16 protein-coding genes and 1 tRNA gene are annotated in these 17816 nt (G+C 66.1%); 10 read left to right on the top strand and 7 right to left on the bottom strand.

Features of this window, described 5'->3' with window-relative positions:
• Positions 1-98 precede the first annotated feature (98 nt).
• The 5 genes from ACWIGM_RS19070 to ACWIGM_RS19050 all read left to right on the top strand — a co-directional run bounded on the left by ACWIGM_RS19070 (position 99) and on the right by ACWIGM_RS19050 (position 4547).
• The gene (locus ACWIGM_RS19070; protein ID WP_454027522.1) at positions 99-968 is read left to right on the top strand and encodes a fumarate hydratase; all 870 of its coding nucleotides are present in this window, start codon (positions 99-101) and stop codon (positions 966-968) included.
• Positions 965-1603: a fumarate hydratase C-terminal domain-containing protein gene (locus ACWIGM_RS19065; protein WP_454027521.1), complete on the top strand. Its 639-nt coding sequence runs from the start codon at positions 965-967 to the stop codon at positions 1601-1603. The genes ACWIGM_RS19070 and ACWIGM_RS19065 overlap by 4 nt, the downstream gene beginning before the upstream one ends.
• Entirely contained in the window at positions 1603-2586 is a 984-nt protein-coding gene (locus tag ACWIGM_RS19060; RefSeq protein ID WP_454027520.1) for an NAD(P)H-quinone oxidoreductase, read from the top strand. The genes ACWIGM_RS19065 and ACWIGM_RS19060 overlap by 1 nt, the downstream gene beginning before the upstream one ends.
• 85 nt (positions 2587-2671) lie before the next feature.
• Positions 2672-3475 (top strand): DNA-binding transcriptional regulator, encoded by an 804-nt coding sequence (locus tag ACWIGM_RS19055; RefSeq protein WP_454027519.1) that lies wholly within the window; start codon positions 2672-2674, stop codon positions 3473-3475.
• An 85-nt stretch (positions 3476-3560) separates the two neighbouring features.
• Positions 3561-4547 (top strand): Bug family tripartite tricarboxylate transporter substrate binding protein, encoded by a 987-nt coding sequence (locus tag ACWIGM_RS19050; RefSeq protein ID WP_454027518.1) that lies wholly within the window; start codon positions 3561-3563, stop codon positions 4545-4547.
• Between the two features lie 306 nt (positions 4548-4853).
• On the opposite strand, the gene ACWIGM_RS19045 is transcribed toward ACWIGM_RS19050, so the two are convergent.
• The 4 genes from ACWIGM_RS19045 to ACWIGM_RS19030 form a co-directional block, all read right to left on the bottom strand.
• Positions 4854-6143, bottom strand: a complete 1290-nt coding sequence (locus ACWIGM_RS19045; protein ID WP_454027517.1) for an AlbA family DNA-binding domain-containing protein — start codon at positions 6141-6143, stop codon at positions 4854-4856.
• Positions 6144-6433: 290 nt separating this feature from the next.
• The gene (locus ACWIGM_RS19040) at positions 6434-7366 is read right to left on the bottom strand and encodes a DUF6282 family protein (protein WP_454027516.1); all 933 of its coding nucleotides are present in this window, start codon (positions 7364-7366) and stop codon (positions 6434-6436) included.
• 11 nt (positions 7367-7377) lie between these two features.
• Positions 7378-8295: a cupin domain-containing protein gene (locus tag ACWIGM_RS19035; protein WP_454027515.1), complete on the bottom strand. Its 918-nt coding sequence runs from the start codon at positions 8293-8295 to the stop codon at positions 7378-7380.
• A gap of 13 nt (positions 8296-8308) precedes the next feature.
• On the bottom strand, positions 8309-9109 hold the full coding sequence (locus tag ACWIGM_RS19030) for an HpcH/HpaI aldolase family protein (protein WP_454027514.1): 801 nt from the start codon (positions 9107-9109) through the stop codon (positions 8309-8311).
• A gap of 185 nt (positions 9110-9294) precedes the next feature.
• Here ACWIGM_RS19030 and ACWIGM_RS19025 point away from each other — a divergent pair, with 185 nt between their 5' ends.
• A complete protein-coding gene (locus ACWIGM_RS19025) occupies positions 9295-10305 on the top strand; it encodes an amino acid ABC transporter substrate-binding protein (protein WP_454027513.1) in 1011 nt (336 codons plus the stop codon).
• Entirely contained in the window at positions 10305-11363 is a 1059-nt protein-coding gene (locus ACWIGM_RS19020) for an Ldh family oxidoreductase (RefSeq protein ID WP_454027512.1), read from the top strand. The genes ACWIGM_RS19025 and ACWIGM_RS19020 overlap by 1 nt, the downstream gene beginning before the upstream one ends.
• A 56-nt stretch (positions 11364-11419) precedes the next feature.
• Here the strand turns inward: ACWIGM_RS19020 and ACWIGM_RS19015 are convergent.
• The 3 genes from ACWIGM_RS19015 to ACWIGM_RS19005 all read right to left on the bottom strand — a co-directional run bounded on the left by ACWIGM_RS19015 (position 11420) and on the right by ACWIGM_RS19005 (position 14877).
• Positions 11420-11494: transfer RNA gene (locus ACWIGM_RS19015), tRNA-Glu, on the bottom strand.
• A 94-nt stretch (positions 11495-11588) separates the two neighbouring features.
• Positions 11589-13391, bottom strand: a complete 1803-nt coding sequence (gene recJ, locus ACWIGM_RS19010; protein ID WP_454027511.1) for a single-stranded-DNA-specific exonuclease RecJ — start codon at positions 13389-13391, stop codon at positions 11589-11591.
• Positions 13392-13437: 46 nt separating this feature from the next.
• The gene (locus ACWIGM_RS19005; RefSeq protein WP_454027510.1) at positions 13438-14877 is read right to left on the bottom strand and encodes an MFS transporter; all 1440 of its coding nucleotides are present in this window, start codon (positions 14875-14877) and stop codon (positions 13438-13440) included.
• Between the two features lie 296 nt (positions 14878-15173).
• Between ACWIGM_RS19005 and ACWIGM_RS19000 the strand changes: the two genes are divergently transcribed.
• The 3 genes from ACWIGM_RS19000 to ACWIGM_RS18990 all read left to right on the top strand — a co-directional run bounded on the left by ACWIGM_RS19000 (position 15174) and on the right by ACWIGM_RS18990 (position 17622).
• Complete coding sequence (locus ACWIGM_RS19000) at positions 15174-15515, top strand: hypothetical protein (protein ID WP_454027509.1); 342 nt, start codon at positions 15174-15176, stop codon at positions 15513-15515.
• Positions 15516-15694: 179 nt separating this feature from the next.
• Positions 15695-17188 (top strand): IMP dehydrogenase, encoded by a 1494-nt coding sequence (guaB, locus tag ACWIGM_RS18995; protein ID WP_454027508.1) that lies wholly within the window; start codon positions 15695-15697, stop codon positions 17186-17188.
• A gap of 23 nt (positions 17189-17211) precedes the next feature.
• Complete coding sequence (locus tag ACWIGM_RS18990) at positions 17212-17622, top strand: MAPEG family protein (protein WP_454027507.1); 411 nt, start codon at positions 17212-17214, stop codon at positions 17620-17622.
• Positions 17623-17816: the final 194 nt, after the last annotated feature.

The following is a 17816-nucleotide window of genomic DNA, read 5'->3' as shown; positions in this document are numbered from 1 at the left end:
CCGCGCGCGGTCTCGATTTCACGTCGCGAAACGCCGTGAGGGCATCCGGCCGGCTTCTGTCATTCGACTAGTTTCACGCCGTCGAACGGACGGTGCGCATGGCAATCACTTATGATCTGGTCAAGGAGGTCACGGCCAATCTCTATGATTGGTCGCTGCGCCGTATCCCCGAATCCTCCAAGGCCGAGTTCCGCAAGGCACTGGCGAGCGAGACCGAACCGCAGGCTCGCCAGACGCTCGCCTTCATGCTCGACAGCGCCGAGCGGGCCGAGACCACCGGCAAGTTCCTGTGCTCCGATGCCGGCGTGCCGAGCTACAGCATCAAGATCGGCTCCGGCGCGAGGATGGAAGGCGATATCCGCCAGGCGATCGTCGACGGCTTCGCCGAGCTCACCCGCACGATCCAGCCGCCGCTGCTGCGCTTCGTCACCAACCCGCTGACCAATGAGCGCAGCTTTCACGGCAAGGACATGCCGCTGGTCTCCTGGGACCTCGTCGGCGAGGGCGACTATCTCGACATCACATGCGCACCCAAGGCACTCGGCGGCGGGCGCTGGGCCGCGGTCGAGATCCTGGTCAGCCCGAGCCTCGACGAGATCGAGCGCTGCATCCTGGAGATCGTGCTGCGGGCCGGCGGCCAGCATTGCCCGCCGGTGGTGATCGGCGTCGGCATCGGCGGCACCTTCGACCATGCCGCGAAGCTCTCCAAGGACGCGACTCTGCGGCCCTTCGGCGAGCGCAATCCCGAGCCGATGGTCGCGGAGATGGAGGAACGCCTGACCCGCGCGGTCAACCAGATGGGTTTTGGCCCGATGGGCGTCGGCGGCTCGACCACGACCTTCGGTGTCCACGTCGAATACGCCTCCGGCCACGGCTTCACCCCGGTCGCGGTCTCGTTCAATTGCTGGATCAACCGGCGGACGCGGGCGCGAATCTACAATTCCGGCGTGGTGGAGCGGATCGAATGACCAGCCCCTCCCCGATCCACCTGACCCTGCCGCTGACCCCTGAGACGGCACGCGCGCTCAAAGTGGGCGATGTCGTGCTGCTCGATGGCGATGCCGTCGCGACCGTCGGCATGCCCACCCAGAAGCGCATGGTCGCGGAAGTCGAGGCTGGCCGCGAGCTACCGCTCTCCCTGCGCGACGGCGCCTTCTTCCACATGGGCGTGAGCTATGAGGACAGCGATGGACGGCCCGGCGCAGTCCATTACGTCAACCCGACGACCTCGAGCCGCTTCAACCATCTGATGCCGACACTGATCCGGGGCCTGCGCCTGACCGCGACCGGCGGCAAGGGTGGGCTCTCGCAGGACAGCGTCGAGGCGATGCGCGATGTCGGCTGCGTCTATTTCTCCTTCGTCGGCGGCGCTTCGGCTCTACTGAGTGAGGGCGTCGAAGCGGTGACTGATTGCGCCTGGCGCGACCTGATCATGCAGTTCCGCCTGAATCGGCTCCGGCTGAACGGCTTCGGGCCGGTGATCGTCGCGATCGATGCCCATGGCAACTCGATCTATGAGCGCCTGATGAATTCGGCCCGCGAGCGCATGCCGGAAATCATCCGCTTGCTCCGCCCCACGGACAACAACCACGAGACCGACTGATGCAAGCGATCGAGATCACCAGGCCGGGCGGACCCGAAGTTCTCGCCTTCTGTGAGCGTCCCTCGCCCACCCTCGGCGCCGGCGACGTGCTGATCCGCGTGCGGGCAGCGGGCGTGAACCGGCCCGACATCCAGCAGCGGCGTGGCCTCTATCCGCCACCGCCCGGCGCGACCGACCTGCCCGGTCTCGACGTTTCCGGCGTGGTCGAGGCGGTCGGTGCCGATGTCGCCTGGCCGAAGGTCGGCGATGCCGTCTGTGCGCTCGCCAATGGCGGCGGCTATGCCGAGTTCTGCGCCGTGCCGGCCTTGCAATGCATGAAGCTGCCGGCAGGCTTCTCCTTCGCAGAGGCGGCGGCGCTGCCGGAGGTGTTCTTCACCGCCTGGAACAATGTCATCTGGCTCGGCCGGTTGGCTGATGGCGAGACGCTGCTGGTCCAGGGTGGCACCAGCGGCGTCGGCATGGCCGCGATCCAGATCGCCAGGCATTTGCGTGGCGCTCGCGTGATCGCGACGGCCGGCACCGCCGAGAAGCGCGCGGTCTGCCTGGAGATCGGCGCCGATCTCGCCGTCGACTACCGCGCCGACTGGGTGGGCGAGATCGAGACGGCGATCGGCAAGGAGAAGGTCGATGTCGTCCTCGATGCGCAGGCCGGGCCCTATACCGAAAAGCAGCTGCAATTGCTGGCTCCCGATGGCCGTGTCGTGCTGATCGCCAGCCATCTCGGCCAGATGGCCGAGGTCAATGTCCGCAACATCGTCCGCCGCCGGCTGACCCTGACCGGCTCGACGCTGCGGCCGCGCGACGCCGCCTATAAGGGGCGGATCGCCGCCAAGCTGGTTGAGAAAGTCTGGCCGCTGCTGGAGAGCGGGGCGATCCGCAGCCATATCTGCGCGAGCTTCGACTGGCGCGATGTCCGCGATGCCCATGCGCTGATGGATGCGGGCGATCAGGTCGGCAAGGTCGTCCTGACCATGCCGGAATAGCCCAGCGGGCTGTGCGAATAACTATCCCGCCGGGAGAATTCTCATCTAGAACAGCGGTTCGTGCTCGCTTAGCCGGATCCGCCGCGTGTTCTCCTTTGCGCCCGTCCAGTCCGTTCTCAAGGCGCTGCGGCTGCTGACCGAGGTCAATCGCTGCAGCGTCGCGACCGTTGGCGAACTGCATCGCCGCACCGGCATGCCGAAGCCGACGATCGTGCGCCTGCTCGAGACCCTGATCGAAGCCGGCTATGTCGTGCGCGACGAGCGCATGCGCGGCTATCTCGTGACCTCGCAGGTGGCGCATCTGAGCGCGGGCTTCCACGGCGCGCCAATGGTAATCGAGGCGGCGCGGCCCTGGGCAACGGCGCTGACGCGCCAGATCAAATGGCCCTGCGCCGTCTGCCTGCTCGACTATGATGCCGTCGTCGTGCGCTTCTCGACGATCCCCGACAGCCCGATCTCGCCCTTCCATGCGACGCTCGGCTATCGGCTGAATCTCGGCGGGCGGGCGCTCGGGCGGGCCTATCTCGCCTTCTGTCCCGACGAGGAACGAGAGGTCTTGCGCGCCGCGATGCGTAGCTCGGCCGAACCCGAGAACAGCAGCCTCTCCGACGAGGATGTCGAACGCATGATCGAGCAGGCGCGCCGGCGCGGCTATACCGAGCGCGATCCGGCTGCCGAGCCGACGAATTCCGCGACGATCGCGGTGCCGATCAAGCTGGGCGAGCGCGTGCTCGCGACCTTTGGCGTCACCTTCTTCCGCGCCGCGGTGCCCAATCCCGAGGACAAGGCCAGGATCATCCATCCGCTGAAGAAGGCGGCCGCCAATATCGAGGCGCAATTGGAGGCGCTCTCGCAATCCATGGGCGTCGCGTTTCAAGGCGAGAAATAGCACCGCTTTCCCGCGAGCCTGTGACGGGCTCGTGCCTAGTGTCCGGACAACAGCTGCAAAGCGATCTTGTCCGGAGGAAACCTCAATGATGCGGCCGATCTCACGCCGTGGCTTCATGGCGTCCATGGCTGGCGCCGGCGCACTGGCCGCCAGCGGACGGGCCTTTGCCGACACCTGGCCGAGCCGGCCGGTCACCATCGTCGTGCCGTTCCCCGCGGGCGCCTCGACCGATGTCGTCGCGCGCCTGCTGGCGGAGAGATTGCGCAGCGAACTCGGCCAGGGCTTCGTCGTCGAGAACAAGACCGGCGCCGGCGGCAACATCGCCGCGACCGGCGTCGTCCGGGCGGCGGCCGATGGCTATACGCTGCTGTTCTCGTCCTCGGGGCCGCTGGCGACCAACAAGCTGCTCTACAAGAAGCTGACCTTCGACCCGCTCGCCGATTTCGCCCCGGTCGCACTGCTCGGCGATGTCCAGGGCATCGTCGCGGTGCATCCCTCGCTGCCGGTCAAGTCTTTCGCCGAGCTCGTCGCCTACGGCAAGGCCAATCCCGGCAAGCTCACCTTCGGCAGCCCGGGCTTCGGGCTGATGGGACACGTCACCGGCGAGCTGATCCAGCGCAAGGCCGATTTCCAGATGACGCATGTGCCCTATCGCGGCTCGGCGCCGCTCTCGACCGACCTGCTGGCGGGCACGGTCAATGTCGCCATCGACTTCATCCCGGCCTATATCCCGCATGTCAAAAGCGGCGCCATCCGCGCACTCGCGGTGACCAGCGACCAGCGCGCCCCGCAATTGCCTGATGTGCCGACCCTGGCCGAAGCCGGCTTGCCGGATGTCAACGCGACCGGTTGGTTCGCCATGGTCGGGCCGAAGGGGCTGCCGGAGCCGATCGTGACGCGCATCGCCGCGATCACGCGGGCCTATGTCGAGAGCGCGGAAGGCCGCGAGAAGCTTGCGACGATCGGCGTGCGCTCGCTGAGCGGCGATGCCGCTGCGGTGAAGGCGGTGCAGACCCAGGAAGTGGCGAAATGGGCGGATGTCGTGAAGGCGGCGGCGATCTCGCTGGATTGAGCTGCAAGTTACCAGCCAGAGCCTGACCTGAGGTTCGCCCGGGCCAGGCTCCTGCCGTCCATTCAGCTATAGCTGACAAGTCGCCTGATGTGGCCAATGTCGCGATTGGGTCGGGAGCGGAAGTTGGCTGAGTTGTTCAGTTTGAGCGGCCTTCGCGCCAGTCTCAGCCATTCGACCGGAGCCAGAATGCGGACAATAGTGGGCACGCAAGGGGGCGAACGTCGCGTTCTCTGTTGTCGCGGGGCTTCGCGGATCGAAGCTTGCGTGCGCTCAACCGCCAGATTCAAAACGGGTGCCAGCCGCGAACTAGCGCGTCGTGCTACCCCCTAGCTCTTCCACAAGGAATTGCACTGCCGCTTCGTTATAGTTGGACGCAGTGCCTTTTTTCACAGCGCCCGTAGTCTCGTAGCGTAGGCGGTCGGTATTGTTACGGAAGGCGTAGTGCGAGAAATCCTTGTTAACCTTCATCTTCTTGGCCTTGATGATCGCATCCATTGTGCCTTGTTTTACGCCAGTCGCCTTCTTCACCCTACGCAACAGCTCGGTATAAGTGAGTGGGTAGCCCTCCAGCGCTTCTTTGATGGCCACGACCGTCGCCTGGGTGGAGGCGACCTCTCCGATCAGCTTGAGCGCGGGTGCTCCTGATCGCTCCACGAACTCGCCATCCTTCACAAAGCTAATCTGCGGCAAGAGTGCTTCGTCGATCAGAAATGACCCCGCTTTACCGTCGATCTCGCCGGTGGCGAGGTTCATGACTGCGGCGTTCTCGACGCCGAAACGCATTATGTTGGTCAAGTGCTTGGAAAGGATGGTTTGCGACAGCTGTTGCATACGCTGTTCGATCAACCGCTGCAGGTCGGCTGGGCTAATGAGACGATCCTCACCCGGGTAGCGATAGTAGATGTGTCCTTGGGCGACATCACCAGCATTGTGAATGAAGATGACCGGTTTGGTGTGAGCCGGTCCGACATAGACGATTCCTATCTTTTTCCCGTCGATCTGAAGCGTCGTAGTTTGGATCTCCAAGCCGATGCCTAGTTGGTCACGGATGTTCTGGTTGAGCTTGTTGAGGTCGAATTTTTCGAACTTTTCGTCTGGCAAGCCCACGACATTGAAACTGCCATTCTCTACACCGAACACGAAGTAGCCGCCTTTGTTGTTAGCGAAGGCCGCAATCGTCTTCATGACGAAGTTGACCGATTTTTTGCATTCGATCTGGTCGGTTTCCGTAATCGCCAACGAGCCTGGCGCACCGGGTTTGGCCGGAAACATCTTCATCAAGCGCGCCGGGCTGAGGGGCCCGTCGTCTCCCCGGGCCGTAGGAGCGATCTTCGCCATGAACTGATCGACTTCGGCCGCCGCGGCTGTTGGGATTGCTAGGTACTTTTTGATCTGGCCGTTCTTGATGTTGGAGATTCTGCCGGTGCTGATGTCGCTGGCGGCATCCCCCCGGGCGCGATTGATCAGGCCGGCGATCTCTTGGTTGGAATGCTTGTCCGCTGCTACGAGCGCCTTGATGACGGCGACCTCTGGGTCAGTCAGCGAGTTTCGTCGTGAGCCGCCCCCTTTAGGGTTCCTAACACCGCTCGCGCTCATAGATGGCCCCCCAGCCACAAAAGGTGCTAGGTGGCCCTATCCGGCGTGGCGGAAGTCGCAATCTGATCGTCCGACTGTTCGATCCAAGCGGCCATTCGAAACCTTCCTAGCGCGCCCGATGCTTACAACTTGTTGGCGAACGATCAAGAAGGCCAAGACGACAAGGTTGCGCGCCCTCCAGGTGGACACACCCAAATCAGCAACGGGCCAATCTCGGCTGTCACGCGCTTCGTCGCAAAAGTCTCACTTGGCTCATAAACTGTCTCTCCCGTCAGGTCTCTGGCCCTTTATCAGGCGGCCGCCTCCAGCCCCAGCAGCTCCGCCGCATGCCCGCCGGTCAGGCGCTTGATCTCGGCTTCGGTGAACTGCAGGTCGAGGAGGTGGCCGACGATTTCGCGATAGCCGTCGATCGGGCGCGGCGAGCCGGTGAGGCCGAGGTCCGAGCAGAGCACGGTGCTCTCGACGCCGGCGACCTCGATCACCCGGCGCAGCTCCGGCGGCTCGAACTTCTTCGACTTGCCCTCGACGAACATGCAGATCGAATGCTCCATCACCGCGCCGAGCGCGACGAGGTCGCGGATTTCCGCATCGCTGCAATTGTTGACCATGTAGGTCGGGTGGTTGACCAAGAGCTTCCTGACGCCGCGCGCCTTCGCCTCCTCGAACACCGCGAAGAGCTCGGGTGTCGAGAGATGCCCGCCGGCAAGGATGATGTCGCCGGCCGCGATCAGGTCGAGGATCAGCTTGACGTCGTCGGTCAGCTTGCCGTCGGCGCCGAACGGCGTCAGCGGGATCGGATCGAGCATCTTCTGCGCGGTCTTCGGGAAGGTCTTCACCGCGCCGGAGGCGAGCACGTCGATATGGTTCTTGGCCGAGAGCGTCGGCATCCAGACGATTTTGCCGCCGAGCTTGATGGCATGGTCGACCGCATGCGGGTTGAAGCCGCCCGAGGCGTTGTTGAGCGCGATGCCGGAGAACAGCCTGACGCCGGTGTCCGGCACCAGCTTCTCCAGCAGGATCGAATGGGCGGTGCCGAGGTAGAAATGGTCCTTGTAGACGACGGCGCGGAATTTTGCCGCGGCCGCGTCGAGCATCGCCTCGTGATGGTCGAGGATGCGCGGCATCGCGGCCGGGCCGCTATGGCAATGCAGGTCGACGGCGCCGACCAGGAGGTCGGCGATCTGCCGGCTGCGCGCGTCGGAGGTCTCAGTGTTGGCGGTCATGTCGCAGGCCCTCAGGCGGTTTCGCCGGGCATCGGATAATCCGCGGCGTTGATGACCCAGCCGGGCTTCTGCGAGAAGTCGAGGCGGGGCGGCGAGAAGATGTCGATCATCTGGTTCAGCCCAGGCAGGACCGAGCGCGAGGTATGGATCGAGGGCGGCGGGATCACCGTCAGCGAGGGCGCCGCCATCAATTCGTGCTCGTCCGCGCGCCAGATCCGCATGTCGGGCGTCCACGGCCAGCGAATGTCGTGGATGTAGCCGCCATCGATCACCAGCGAGCCCTGCTCGAAATCGTCATGGTGATGCGGCGAGAGCGCGGTGACGTCGCGCAGACCGAGGCGCGGGTCGAGCATGTTCACCATCAGCGTGGTGCAGCGGAAGATGCGGCCGAAACGGCCTTCGCCGCCGCCGGCATCGAGGCTGTAGGCGCGGATCCTGAAGCCGCCACGCGGTTCCGGCCACGATTCGAGCAGCGCGACATTGGCATGGGGCTGCGCATAGGAGGCGGCGTTGGAGCAGGAAGCCGCCAGGTCGGTCGCGACGCTGGAGAAGATGCGGATGGCGCGGCCGGTGCCGTTAAAGGTGATACGCGAGGCCCCCGGCGGCACGAACACGATCGAGCCGCCCGCCACCTCGACCGTCTCGGCCCCGGCCGTGACCGTCGCGCCGAGCTCCTTCTCCGGCAGGATCAGGCAGTATTCGTCCGGCTGTGCGGCGCGCGCCAGTACGGCGCCCGGCTTCACGTCGGAATAGGCGGTGATGAAGTTCTGGCCGCGCGCCAGCCAGGTGCGCTCGCCTTCGCCCGTCTGCTGCGGTTCTTCGGCGTAGAAGCGGGCATAGTCGGCGCCAGCATAGGCCTTGACCGGTGCGGCTTTGACTGCCGCCGGCGCGGCGAGCTTCGAGCGCGGATCGCTGGAGGGGTAGCTCACGGGTCGATGTCTCCTATCGCGCGCCGGGGTTCTCGACCCGGCTCCTGGCTGTCTGCATCTGCGCCAGGGTTTCACTCGCCGCCTTGCGCAGGAAACCCTGGTCGGAGGAGAGGATGAAGGCGCTGGCGCCGCGCTCAGCGAACCCTGCGGATTCCTCGCCATTGTCGGTCATCACGCAGACCGGCTTGCCGGCCTTCTTGGCGGCCCGCAGGATCGTATCGACGGCATCGCGGACCTCCGGCGCATCGCGGGTGGGCGCACTGAAGGCGACGGTGAGGTCGCCGCGGCCGATGAAGACAGCGTCGAGCCCCTCGACGGCGAGGATGGCGTCGATCTCACCCAGCGCCGACGGGTCCTCGATCATGGCGATCGTCGCCACCGTCGCATCGGCCGCATCGACGAGATCCCACATCTTGCTGCCGCCATAGCGGCCGGCGCGCGTCACTCCGGAGAAGCCGCGCTTGCCGCCGCGATAGCGGCAGGCTGCAACGAGCGCCTCAGCATCCGCCACGCTCGCGACATGGGGAGCGAGGATGCCGACCGCGCCGCAGTCGAGCGAGGCCTGGATCGCATCGCTCGTCAGAGTCGGGACGCGGACGACGCCAGCGATCCCGGCGGCCCGCGCCGCGAGCAGCACGAGGTCGGTCGTGCCGCGGTCGAAGGGAGCGTGCTCCTGGTCGACGACGATGAAGTCGAAGCCGCTATTGCCGAGGATCTCGGTGGCGTGCGGGCTCGGCGTCTTGACGAAGCTTCCGGCAAGGAAGGCGCCGCTGACGAGGCGCTGACGGAAGCTGGACTGGGCGGATGTCTGCATGGTCTGCCGTGCCGATGTCGATGATCTGATGATGGCATTCCCGCTTCCGGAAATGACCGGAAGTCCCTGCGTTTCACATCTCGAAATCGGCTGAGGCGCGCGCCTCCTGCGTCAGAAAGCCGTCAGGATTGCCCTGGGATCCGACGAGGAAACGTCGGATACGACACTCGGGGGAAGGGCATCCGATGAAGACACGCCTGTTGCTGATCGCCGGCCTGATGGCCGCCTGCGCCATGCCGGCCGCCGCCGGCACGCTCGAGACCGTGCGGAGCCGCGGCGAGATGGTCTGCGGCGTCAGCCCCGGCGTCGCCGGCTTCTCGGTTCCGGACGAGGCCGGCCGCTGGGGCGGCTTCGATGTCGACATCTGCCGGGCCGTGGCCGCCGCCGTTTTCGGCGATGCCGGCAAGGTCCGCTACACCCCGCTCAGCCCCAAGGACCGCTTCGTCAGCCTGCAGAGCGGCGAGATCGACGTCCTCTCCCGCCAGGCGACCTGGACACTCTCGCGCGATACCCAGATGGGCCTGCGCTATGTCGGTGTCGGCTATTATGACGGCCAAGGCTTCATGGTCCGCAAGTCGCTCAACATCAAAGCGGCTAAGGAGCTCAACGGCGCCTCGGTCTGCGTGCCGACAGGCACGACCACCGAGCTCAACATCGCCGACTACTTCCGCGCCAACGGCATGAAGTATGAGGGTGTCGCCTTCGAGGCCGGCGATCAGGTCGCCAAGGCCTTCGAATCCGGCCGCTGCGACGTCTTCAGCAACGATGTCTCGGCGCTCTCGGCCTATCGGCTGAAGCTCGTCAACCCGACCGAATACGTGATCCTGCCGGAGCTGATCTCGAAGGAGCCGCTTGGCCCCGTCGTGCGCCAGGGCGACGAGACCTGGACCAGCATCGTGCGCTGGTCGCTCTATGCCATGCTCGTCGCCGAGGAACTCGGCGTCACCAGTGCCAATGCCGAGGAGCAAAAGCGCACCGGCTCGCCCGAAGTGCAGCGCCTGCTCGGTACCACCGGCAATCTCGGCGAGTCGATGGGCCTCAAACCGGATTGGGCGCTGCAGATCATCAAGCAGGTCGGCAATTACGGCGAGGTCTATGAACGCAATGTCGGCACGGGCTCGAAGCTCGGCATCGAGCGCGGCCTCAACAAGCTCTGGACGCAGGGCGGCCTGCAATACGCGCCGCCGGTGCGCTGATGCCGATGTCGGGCCGCTATCCCGCGCAGGCGCTGAGCCGCTTTGCCTCCGCCCTGCTGGAGGCGGCGGGGACGCCGCCCGACAATGCCGCTCTGGTAGCTGAGGCTCTCGTCGACGCCGATACCGAGGGCCTCGCCTCGCATGGTCTGTTCCAGCTGCCGATGTATCTGGAGCGGATCGAGCGTGGCTCCGTCGATCCGGTGGCGAAAGGCGAGATCGTCGTCGATACCGGCGCGCGCCTGACGCTCGACGCCCAAAACGGGCTCGGCCAGGTCACCGCCGAGCGCGCCTGCGAGATCGCGGTCGCGCGCGCCGCCGAGCATGGCGTCGCCATCGTCGCCATCCGTAACGCCTTTCATTTCGGCGCGGCCGGGCGTTTCGCCCGCAGGATCGCGCTCGCCGGCAAGATTGGCATCGTCATGGCCAATACCCGGCCGATGCTGCCGGCGCCGGGCGGCGCCGAGGCGGTCGTCGGCAATAATCCGCTGGCGATCGCGGTGCCGACCGGGGGCGAACCCATCGTGCTCGACCTCGCCATGAGCGCCGGCGCGATGGGCAAGGTCCGGCTGGCCGCAAGCAAAAGCGAGCCTATACCCGAAGGCTGGGCCCAGACCGCCGAGGGGCTGCCGACCCGCGATGCGGCCGAGGCGATCAAAGGCGTGCTCCTGCCAGCCGCTGGCGCGAAGGGGTTCGGCCTTGCTGTCATGGTCGATCTGCTCGCCGGAGGCCTGTCTGCCGGTTGCATTGGCAGCGAGGTGTTGCCGCTCTATGGCGATCTCGGCCGCCCCTATGGCAGCGCCAACCTGTTCATGGCGATCCAGATCGAGGGGATGCGGCCTGTTCCCGAGTTCGAGGCCGCGTCGGCGGCGTTCGCGAACCAGGTCCGGCAATCGAAACCGATTCCCGGCGCGCCTCCCATCCGCCTGCCCGGCGACCGCGCAGCGGATGCGCGCAAGCGTTTCGACGGCTATTGCGTGCTCGCGGCGGAGACGTTGGCGGCGCTTCGTTCATACGCCCAGCGTCGGGGCGTTGCGATCCCGGCAGCTCTCGATGGATAGGGATGCGGCCGGTTAGCCGAGCCCTCCAACAGCCGCTGCGCCATTCAGTATTGAAGTGGCGCGGTCTACGGGAATCGAACCCGTCTTCCCAGCGTGAAAGGCTGGTGTCCTAACCGATAGACGAAGACCGCGGGCCTGAGCGCGAAGCGCTCTTGCGAGGCGGGGCGAGCTATAGTGTCCCGGCGAAGCTTGGGCAAGCCCGCTGTCAGGGTTTTTCGCAATGGTTCACATTGGGCGGGCGAGATCGACCACGCGCAGCTCGGCCCGCTCGCTGCCGCCCCAGCGATTCAGCGTCAGCGTGCCGGCGAGATGGACACTCTCGCCGCGAGCCGCCAGCAGCGCCTGGCCGAGCGGTTCGCGCGCGGCGCGGAAGGCGATACCGCCGATCGTGGCGCCATCGCCGGAGCGCAGCTTGATGCGCAGGTGCCCGCCCGCACCGACCTCGATCACCTCGGTCAGGCGATGGGCCGGCAGCACGAAGACCGGCTCGGGGCAGCCGGCGCCGAACGGGCCGGCCTGATCGATTTCTGCGAGCAGGCGCGGATTGGCGCCGCCAGCACTGATCGCCGCGTCGATCAGCAGCGCCTCTGCCTCACGCGAGCTGGCGACACCGCTGGCGAGCCGCTCACCGATGAAGCCTGCGAAGGCAGCCTCCTGCCCTGGTGCCAGCGTGATTCCGGCTGCCATGGCATGGCCGCCGCCCTTGACCGCGAGCCCGGCCTCGACGGCCCGGCGCACCGCCGAGCCGAGATCGACACCGGCGATCGAACGGCCCGAGCCGGTCGCGCCGCCATCGCCGTTGCGCGCCAGCGCGAAGGCTGGTCGCCGAAAACGCTCCTTCAAACGCCCGGCGATCAACCCGACGATGCCCGGATGCCAATCGGCCGAGCCGACGACGAGCACCGGATGCGCCGCGGCATCCTCAAAGCGATGCTCGACCTCGGCCACCGCCTCCTCGACCGCGGCGCGCTCGATCTCCTGGCGCTCCTGATTGAGCCGGTTGAGCTCGGCGGCGATGGTCCGCGCCTCGACCTCGTCGCGGGTCAGGAGCAGCCGCGCGCCGAGGGCGGCATCGCCGATGCGCCCGCCGGCATTGATACGCGGGCCGAGCAGGAAGCCGAGATGCCAGGGCTGCACCGGCCCGTCGAGCCCGGCGACATCGAGCAGAGCCGAGAGTCCAGGGCGCTGGCGCGTCCGCATCATGGCGATGCCCTGCCGGACAAAGGCGCGGTTTAGGCCGATCAGCGGGACGACGTCGGCAATGGTCGCGAGCGCCGCAAGGTCAAGCGCGGCGAGCAGGTCGGGCTCCCCGCCCCTCGCCTGCCAGACGCCGCGCCGGCGCAATTCGCGATTCGTCGCGACCAGCGTGAGGAAGACCACGCCGGCGGCGCAAAGATGCCCCAGGCCGGCAAGATCATCCTGCCGGTTCGGATTGACCAGCGCCCGGACGTCGGGGAGCAGTTCCGGCGCCTGGTGATGGTCGAGCACGACCGTGTCGAGGCCGAGCCGCGTCGCCTGCTGCAGCGGCTCATGGCTGGTCGTGCCGCAGTCGACGGTGACCAGCAGCGTTGCACCCTCGCCCGCCAGCATGGCGATCGCCTCGGCATTCGGGCCATAGCCTTCGATCAGCCGGTCGGGGATATGGATGCGCGGCCGCGCACCTGCCTCTGCGAGGAAACCCGCAAGCAGAGCCGCCGAGCAGGCGCCGTCGACGTCGTAGTCGCCGAAGATCGCGACCTTCTCGCCGGAGATCGCCGCCTGTGCCAGCCGCTCCGCGGCTCGGTCCATGTCACGCAGCACGGAAGGGTCTGGCAGGAGGTCGCGCAGCTTCGGCTCGAGATGGCGCAGCGCCTCGCTGGAGACGACACCACGGCCGGCCAGGATGCGCGCCAGCGTGTCGGGCACGCCTTCGACCTGCGCCAGCGCCTCGGCCTGCGCCAGGCCGGCCGCGTCGAGCCGGTCGCGCCAGGGACGCCCGAGGGCTGAGTGCCCGATGCCGAGGAACAGGCGATTCTGTCCGGAGGTCATGTGTCACCGCTGACGCAGCGGCGCGGCTTCGTCAATCGGCGGTGCATCACTCTAGCGGCTTCTGGTCCTCGATCGCCTGCGCCGTGACCTTGCGGGCGCTCACCGGCGCATGGCCGGAGACCTCGGCGCCGGCATCGGGCTTCAACTGCATCATCCAGAGGACCGACGATGCGGAGATCAGGCCGACGAGCGCGAAGGCCGGCCAGAAATCACCGGCACCGAGCGTCTTGCCGCCATTGTAGAGATTGGCGGCTTCGAGTGCGAAGGCGCCGATGGTGACGCCGAGGCTGAGCGACAATTGCTGGGCGACGCTGGAAAGGCTGGTCGCGCTCGACATGTCGCGATTGGAGACGTCGGCATAGCTCAGCGCATTGATGCCGGTGAACTGCAGCGAGCGGAAGCAGCCGCCGATGAGCAGGACACCGAGCATCAGCCAATGCGGCGTCGTCGGCGTGAACAGGCCCGAAGCTGCGAGAAAAGCCGAGCCGATCAACGCATTGAAGGTCAATACGCCGCGGAAGCCGAAGCGGGCGAGGATCGTCTTCGCCAGCGTCTTCATGATCAGCGCGCCGGCGGCCGAGGCGAAGGTGATCAGGCCCGATTGCAGTGCATCGAGCCCAAAGCCGAGCTGCAGCATCAACGGCAGCAGGAACGGGATCGCGCCGATGCCGACGCGGAAGACCGAGCCGCCGATCACGCCGATCCGGTAGGTCGGGATCCGTAGCAGCGAGAGGTTGAGCACCGGATAGGCCAGCCGCCGCGCGTGGAACCAGTAGAGGACCAGCGCCGCGATGCCGAAGGCGACGCAGCCATAGGAGACCGCAACGGGCACGAGATGGCGCCCGCCGGTGGCAAGGCCGAGCATCAGGGCGGCAAAGCCGGTCGAGGAGAGCAGGAAGCCGGTGATGTCGAGCGGCGCGACATCCTCCTCGCGGATGTCCTCGAAGAACATCGTCGCGAGCGCGATACCGAGGAAGCCGATCGGGATGTTGATGAAGAAGATCCAGCGCCAGTCGAAATAGGTGGTGATGAAGCCGCCGACCACCGGTCCGACGACCGGGCCGACCAGGGCCGGCACCGTCAGATAGGCGAGCGCGCTGACGATCTGCGATTTCTCGACGCTGCGCAGGATGACGAGCCGGCCGACCGGCACCATCATCGCCCCGCCCATGCCCTGGATGAAGCGCGCCCCGACGAAGGCGCCGAGCGAATTCGAAAAGGCGCAGAGCACCGAGCCGAGCATGAAGATGCCGAGCGCGGTCCGGAAGATGGTGCGGGCCCCGAACTTGTCGGCCATCCAGCCGGAGATCGGGATGAAGACGGCGAGGCTGACGAGATAGGAGGTCAGCGCCAGCTTGAGCGCGATCGGGTCCTCGCCGAGCGATTGGGCGATCACCGGCAGCGACGTCGCGATCACCGTCGAGTCGGTGTTCTCCATGAACAGCGCGCAGGCGACGATGAGAGGCAGGAGCTTGGCGCGCTGCAAGGAATCGGACTTTCGGATTTTGTGCCGCCAGCTGCCCTTTAATGCGGGTCTATCCGGCTGGCGAGAGCGGAGCTGGGCTTGGTGACGAGGGTTGCACCTGGTGCATGGCGGCGAACCATGTCGATTCAAGGAGAGCCGGCTTCAGATCTGCTCTCAGGTCGTCACAAGGACGTGAAAGCTGCTCCGTCATGCGTTTCAGGCAGGGCAATCCAGAGGAGCCATACCTATCTCCGGGTTGAAGGGGCGACGACTTCGCATACGCCGATGCGGCCGGTCCGCGGGCAAGAGGTGTTCTCATGATCACGTTCACTCACCACAACGTCCGTATCGCCATTCCGGCCTCTGTCCGGTATGGCGCCGCAATTGCCCTGCTTGCCGGAGCTGCTCTGTTCGGCGCTTGTCAGGCGCCGGCCTCCGCACAGTCGATGAGTTGGGAAGAAGGTTGTGCGATGCGCGTCGTCACGCCGGGCTCGGGCGACATTCTGCGGACCACCAATTGCGGCCGCCAGAAGGATTGCCAGCAGATGGCCAACGCCCAGGGCAGCATGATGATGGGCAATGGCTGCTTCTTCGTGATGCCCAACGCTCCGGCTCCTGCGGCGCAGGTCAGCCAGACGCGTCCCGTCCGGAAGCAGTAAGGTCTGCTTGCGCCGACCGAGGCGGTCGCGGCCCCGTGCCGCGGCCGCCTTTGCAGTTTTTGTTGCACTGCCCCTAGCGGGCGCGCCACACGCGTGATATCGGGCCTCGTCAACTCGGCTTAGGGCACTCCTCGCCCCGCCCCTTTCAGAGCCGGCACAGCCGGCCCCCGGAGTTGACGATGGCGACGATCACTGACGGTCTCATTCGCGACGGTTTCACCTTCGACGACGTGCTGCTCGAGCCCGGCCCATCCGAGGTGATGCCGGGCGATGTCGACATCACGACCAAGCTCACCAAGACGATCTCGCTCAACCTGCCGATCATCGCCTCGGCGATGGATACGGTCACCGAGGCGAAGATGGCGATCGCGATGGCGCAGGCCGGCGGCCTCGGCGTCGTGCACCGCAATCTCGATCCGGATCAGCAGGCGGCGCAGGTCCGCCTCGTGAAAAAGTTCGAATCCGGGATGATCGCCAATCCGATCACCATCCATCCCGACGAGACGCTGGCCGACGCGCTGGCGCTGATGAAGAACAACGGCATCTCCGGCATCCCGGTGGTCGAGCGCGGCCCACAGGGCCACAAGGGCCGGCTCGTCGGCATCCTGACCAATCGCGACGTGCGCTTCGCCGCAAACCCGGAGCAGCCCGTCTCCGAGCTGATGACCAAGGATCGGCTGATCACGGTGCGCGAGGGCGTCAGCCCTGACGAGGCCCGTCGGCTGCTGCATCAGTTCCGCATCGAGAAGCTGATCGTCGTCGATGATCACTACCGCTGCATCGGCCTGATCACCGTCAAGGACATGGAGAAGCAGGTCACGCATCCGAACGCGGCCAAGGACCCCCAGGGCCGGCTGCTGGTCGCCGCGGCGACCACGACGGGCGAGCAGGGCTTCGAGCGCTCGGAGATGCTGATCGACGCCGGCGTCGACATCATCGTCGTCGACACGGCGCATGGCCATTCCGCCAAGGTGCTCGAAGCGGTGACGCGGGTGAAGAAGCTCTCCAACACCGTCCAGGTCATTGCCGGCAACGTTGCCACCGCCGGCGGTGCGCAGGCTCTGATCGACGCCGGCGCTGACGCGATCAAGGTCGGCATCGGCCCGGGCTCGATCTGCACCACCCGCATCGTCGCCGGCGTCGGCGTGCCGCAGCTCACCGCGGTCATGGATGCCGCGTCTGCCGCTCAGAAGGCCGGTATCCCGATCATCGCCGACGGCGGCATCAAGTATTCGGGCGACCTCGCCAAGGCGCTCGCCGCCGGCGCCGCCTGCGCCATGGTCGGCTCGCTGCTGGCCGGCACCGACGAGACACCGGGCGAGACCTTCCTGTTCCAGGGGCGCTCCTACAAGGCCTATCGCGGCATGGGCTCGGTCGGCGCGATGGCGCGGGGTTCGGCCGATCGCTACTTCCAGCAGGACATCAAGGACGCGCTGAAGCTGGTCCCGGAGGGCATCGAGGGCCAGGTCGCCTACAAGGGGCCGGTCTCGGGCGTGCTGCACCAGCTCGCCGGCGGCCTGCGTGCCGCGATGGGCTATGTCGGCGGTCGCAATCTCGAGGACTACCGCAACAAGGCGCGCTTCATCCGCATCACCAGCGCCGGCCTGCGCGAGAGCCACGTCCACGACGTGACGATCGTGCGCGAAAGCCCGAACTATCCGACACGTTCGTAAATCCGGACCAGGACGAGGCCGACATGACGCTCAAGCTGATCTATCCGGCGCTTGCCCAGATCCTCTGGAGCTTCGTCGTCCTCGTCATCATGTTCCTGCGCCGCCAGAAGGCCTTCGCCAATCGCGAAGTCAGGCTGGCGGACATCGCGATCTCGACCGAACGCTATCCGGATTCAGCCCGGCTTGCCGCGGCCAATTTCAGTAATCAGTTCGAGACGCCGGTCCTGTTCTTCGCGCTCACCCTGATCGCGATCCATGTCGGCGCGACCGGCTATGTCATGGCGGCACTGGCCTGGGCTTATGTTGCGACACGAGTCGTCCATACATTGGTTCATACTGGAACCAACAGCCTGAAGCTGCGCGCACTCATCTTCGCAGCCGGCATCGCCTGCCTGTTCTTGATGTGGGTCGGAATCGTGATTGCTGTTCTCTGAGCAGCTTTTGCTTGGCGCACGCAAGACGTGCACCGGCGAGTTCTCTCCGCCGATTTGTCGTCTCTGTCACATCCTCGCTACAGGGGGCGATAAACCGTATTCGACACTTGCGTCCAAACTGCGCCCTCTTCATGCTAAATACTTGCGGTAAGGACGGTTTGGGGAGCGGCCGTTCGATGGGTTCGACGAGGCGC

It is taken from the genome of Allobosea sp. NPDC055332, assembly GCF_053645455.1.
The sequence above is the reverse complement of the archived record's forward strand: the minus strand, read 5'-3'. Positions and strand labels throughout refer to the sequence as shown.

What these genes read in the sequence shown, in the direction of transcription:
- ACWIGM_RS19060 (WP_454027520.1), top strand. Translation starts at nt 1,603, where the DNA reads ATGCAAGCGATCGAGATCACCAGGCCGGGCGGACCCGAAGTTCTCGCC.
- recJ (WP_454027511.1), bottom strand. Translation starts at nt 13,391, where the DNA reads ATGACCTCCGGACAGAATCGCCTGTTCCTCGGCATCGGGCACTCAGCC.
- guaB (WP_454027508.1), top strand. Translation starts at nt 15,695, where the DNA reads ATGGCGACGATCACTGACGGTCTCATTCGCGACGGTTTCACCTTCGAC.
- ACWIGM_RS19065 (WP_454027521.1), top strand. Translation starts at nt 965, where the DNA reads ATGACCAGCCCCTCCCCGATCCACCTGACCCTGCCGCTGACCCCTGAG.
- ACWIGM_RS19045 (WP_454027517.1), bottom strand. Translation starts at nt 6,143, where the DNA reads ATGAGCGCGAGCGGTGTTAGGAACCCTAAAGGGGGCGGCTCACGACGA.
- ACWIGM_RS18990 (WP_454027507.1), top strand. Translation starts at nt 17,212, where the DNA reads ATGACGCTCAAGCTGATCTATCCGGCGCTTGCCCAGATCCTCTGGAGC.
- ACWIGM_RS19040 (WP_454027516.1), bottom strand. Translation starts at nt 7,366, where the DNA reads ATGACCGCCAACACTGAGACCTCCGACGCGCGCAGCCGGCAGATCGCC.
- ACWIGM_RS19000 (WP_454027509.1), top strand. Translation starts at nt 15,174, where the DNA reads ATGATCACGTTCACTCACCACAACGTCCGTATCGCCATTCCGGCCTCT.
- ACWIGM_RS19025 (WP_454027513.1), top strand. Translation starts at nt 9,295, where the DNA reads ATGAAGACACGCCTGTTGCTGATCGCCGGCCTGATGGCCGCCTGCGCC.
- ACWIGM_RS19020 (WP_454027512.1), top strand. Translation starts at nt 10,305, where the DNA reads ATGCCGATGTCGGGCCGCTATCCCGCGCAGGCGCTGAGCCGCTTTGCC.
- ACWIGM_RS19030 (WP_454027514.1), bottom strand. Translation starts at nt 9,109, where the DNA reads ATGCAGACATCCGCCCAGTCCAGCTTCCGTCAGCGCCTCGTCAGCGGC.
- ACWIGM_RS19070 (WP_454027522.1), top strand. Translation starts at nt 99, where the DNA reads ATGGCAATCACTTATGATCTGGTCAAGGAGGTCACGGCCAATCTCTAT.
- ACWIGM_RS19050 (WP_454027518.1), top strand. Translation starts at nt 3,561, where the DNA reads ATGATGCGGCCGATCTCACGCCGTGGCTTCATGGCGTCCATGGCTGGC.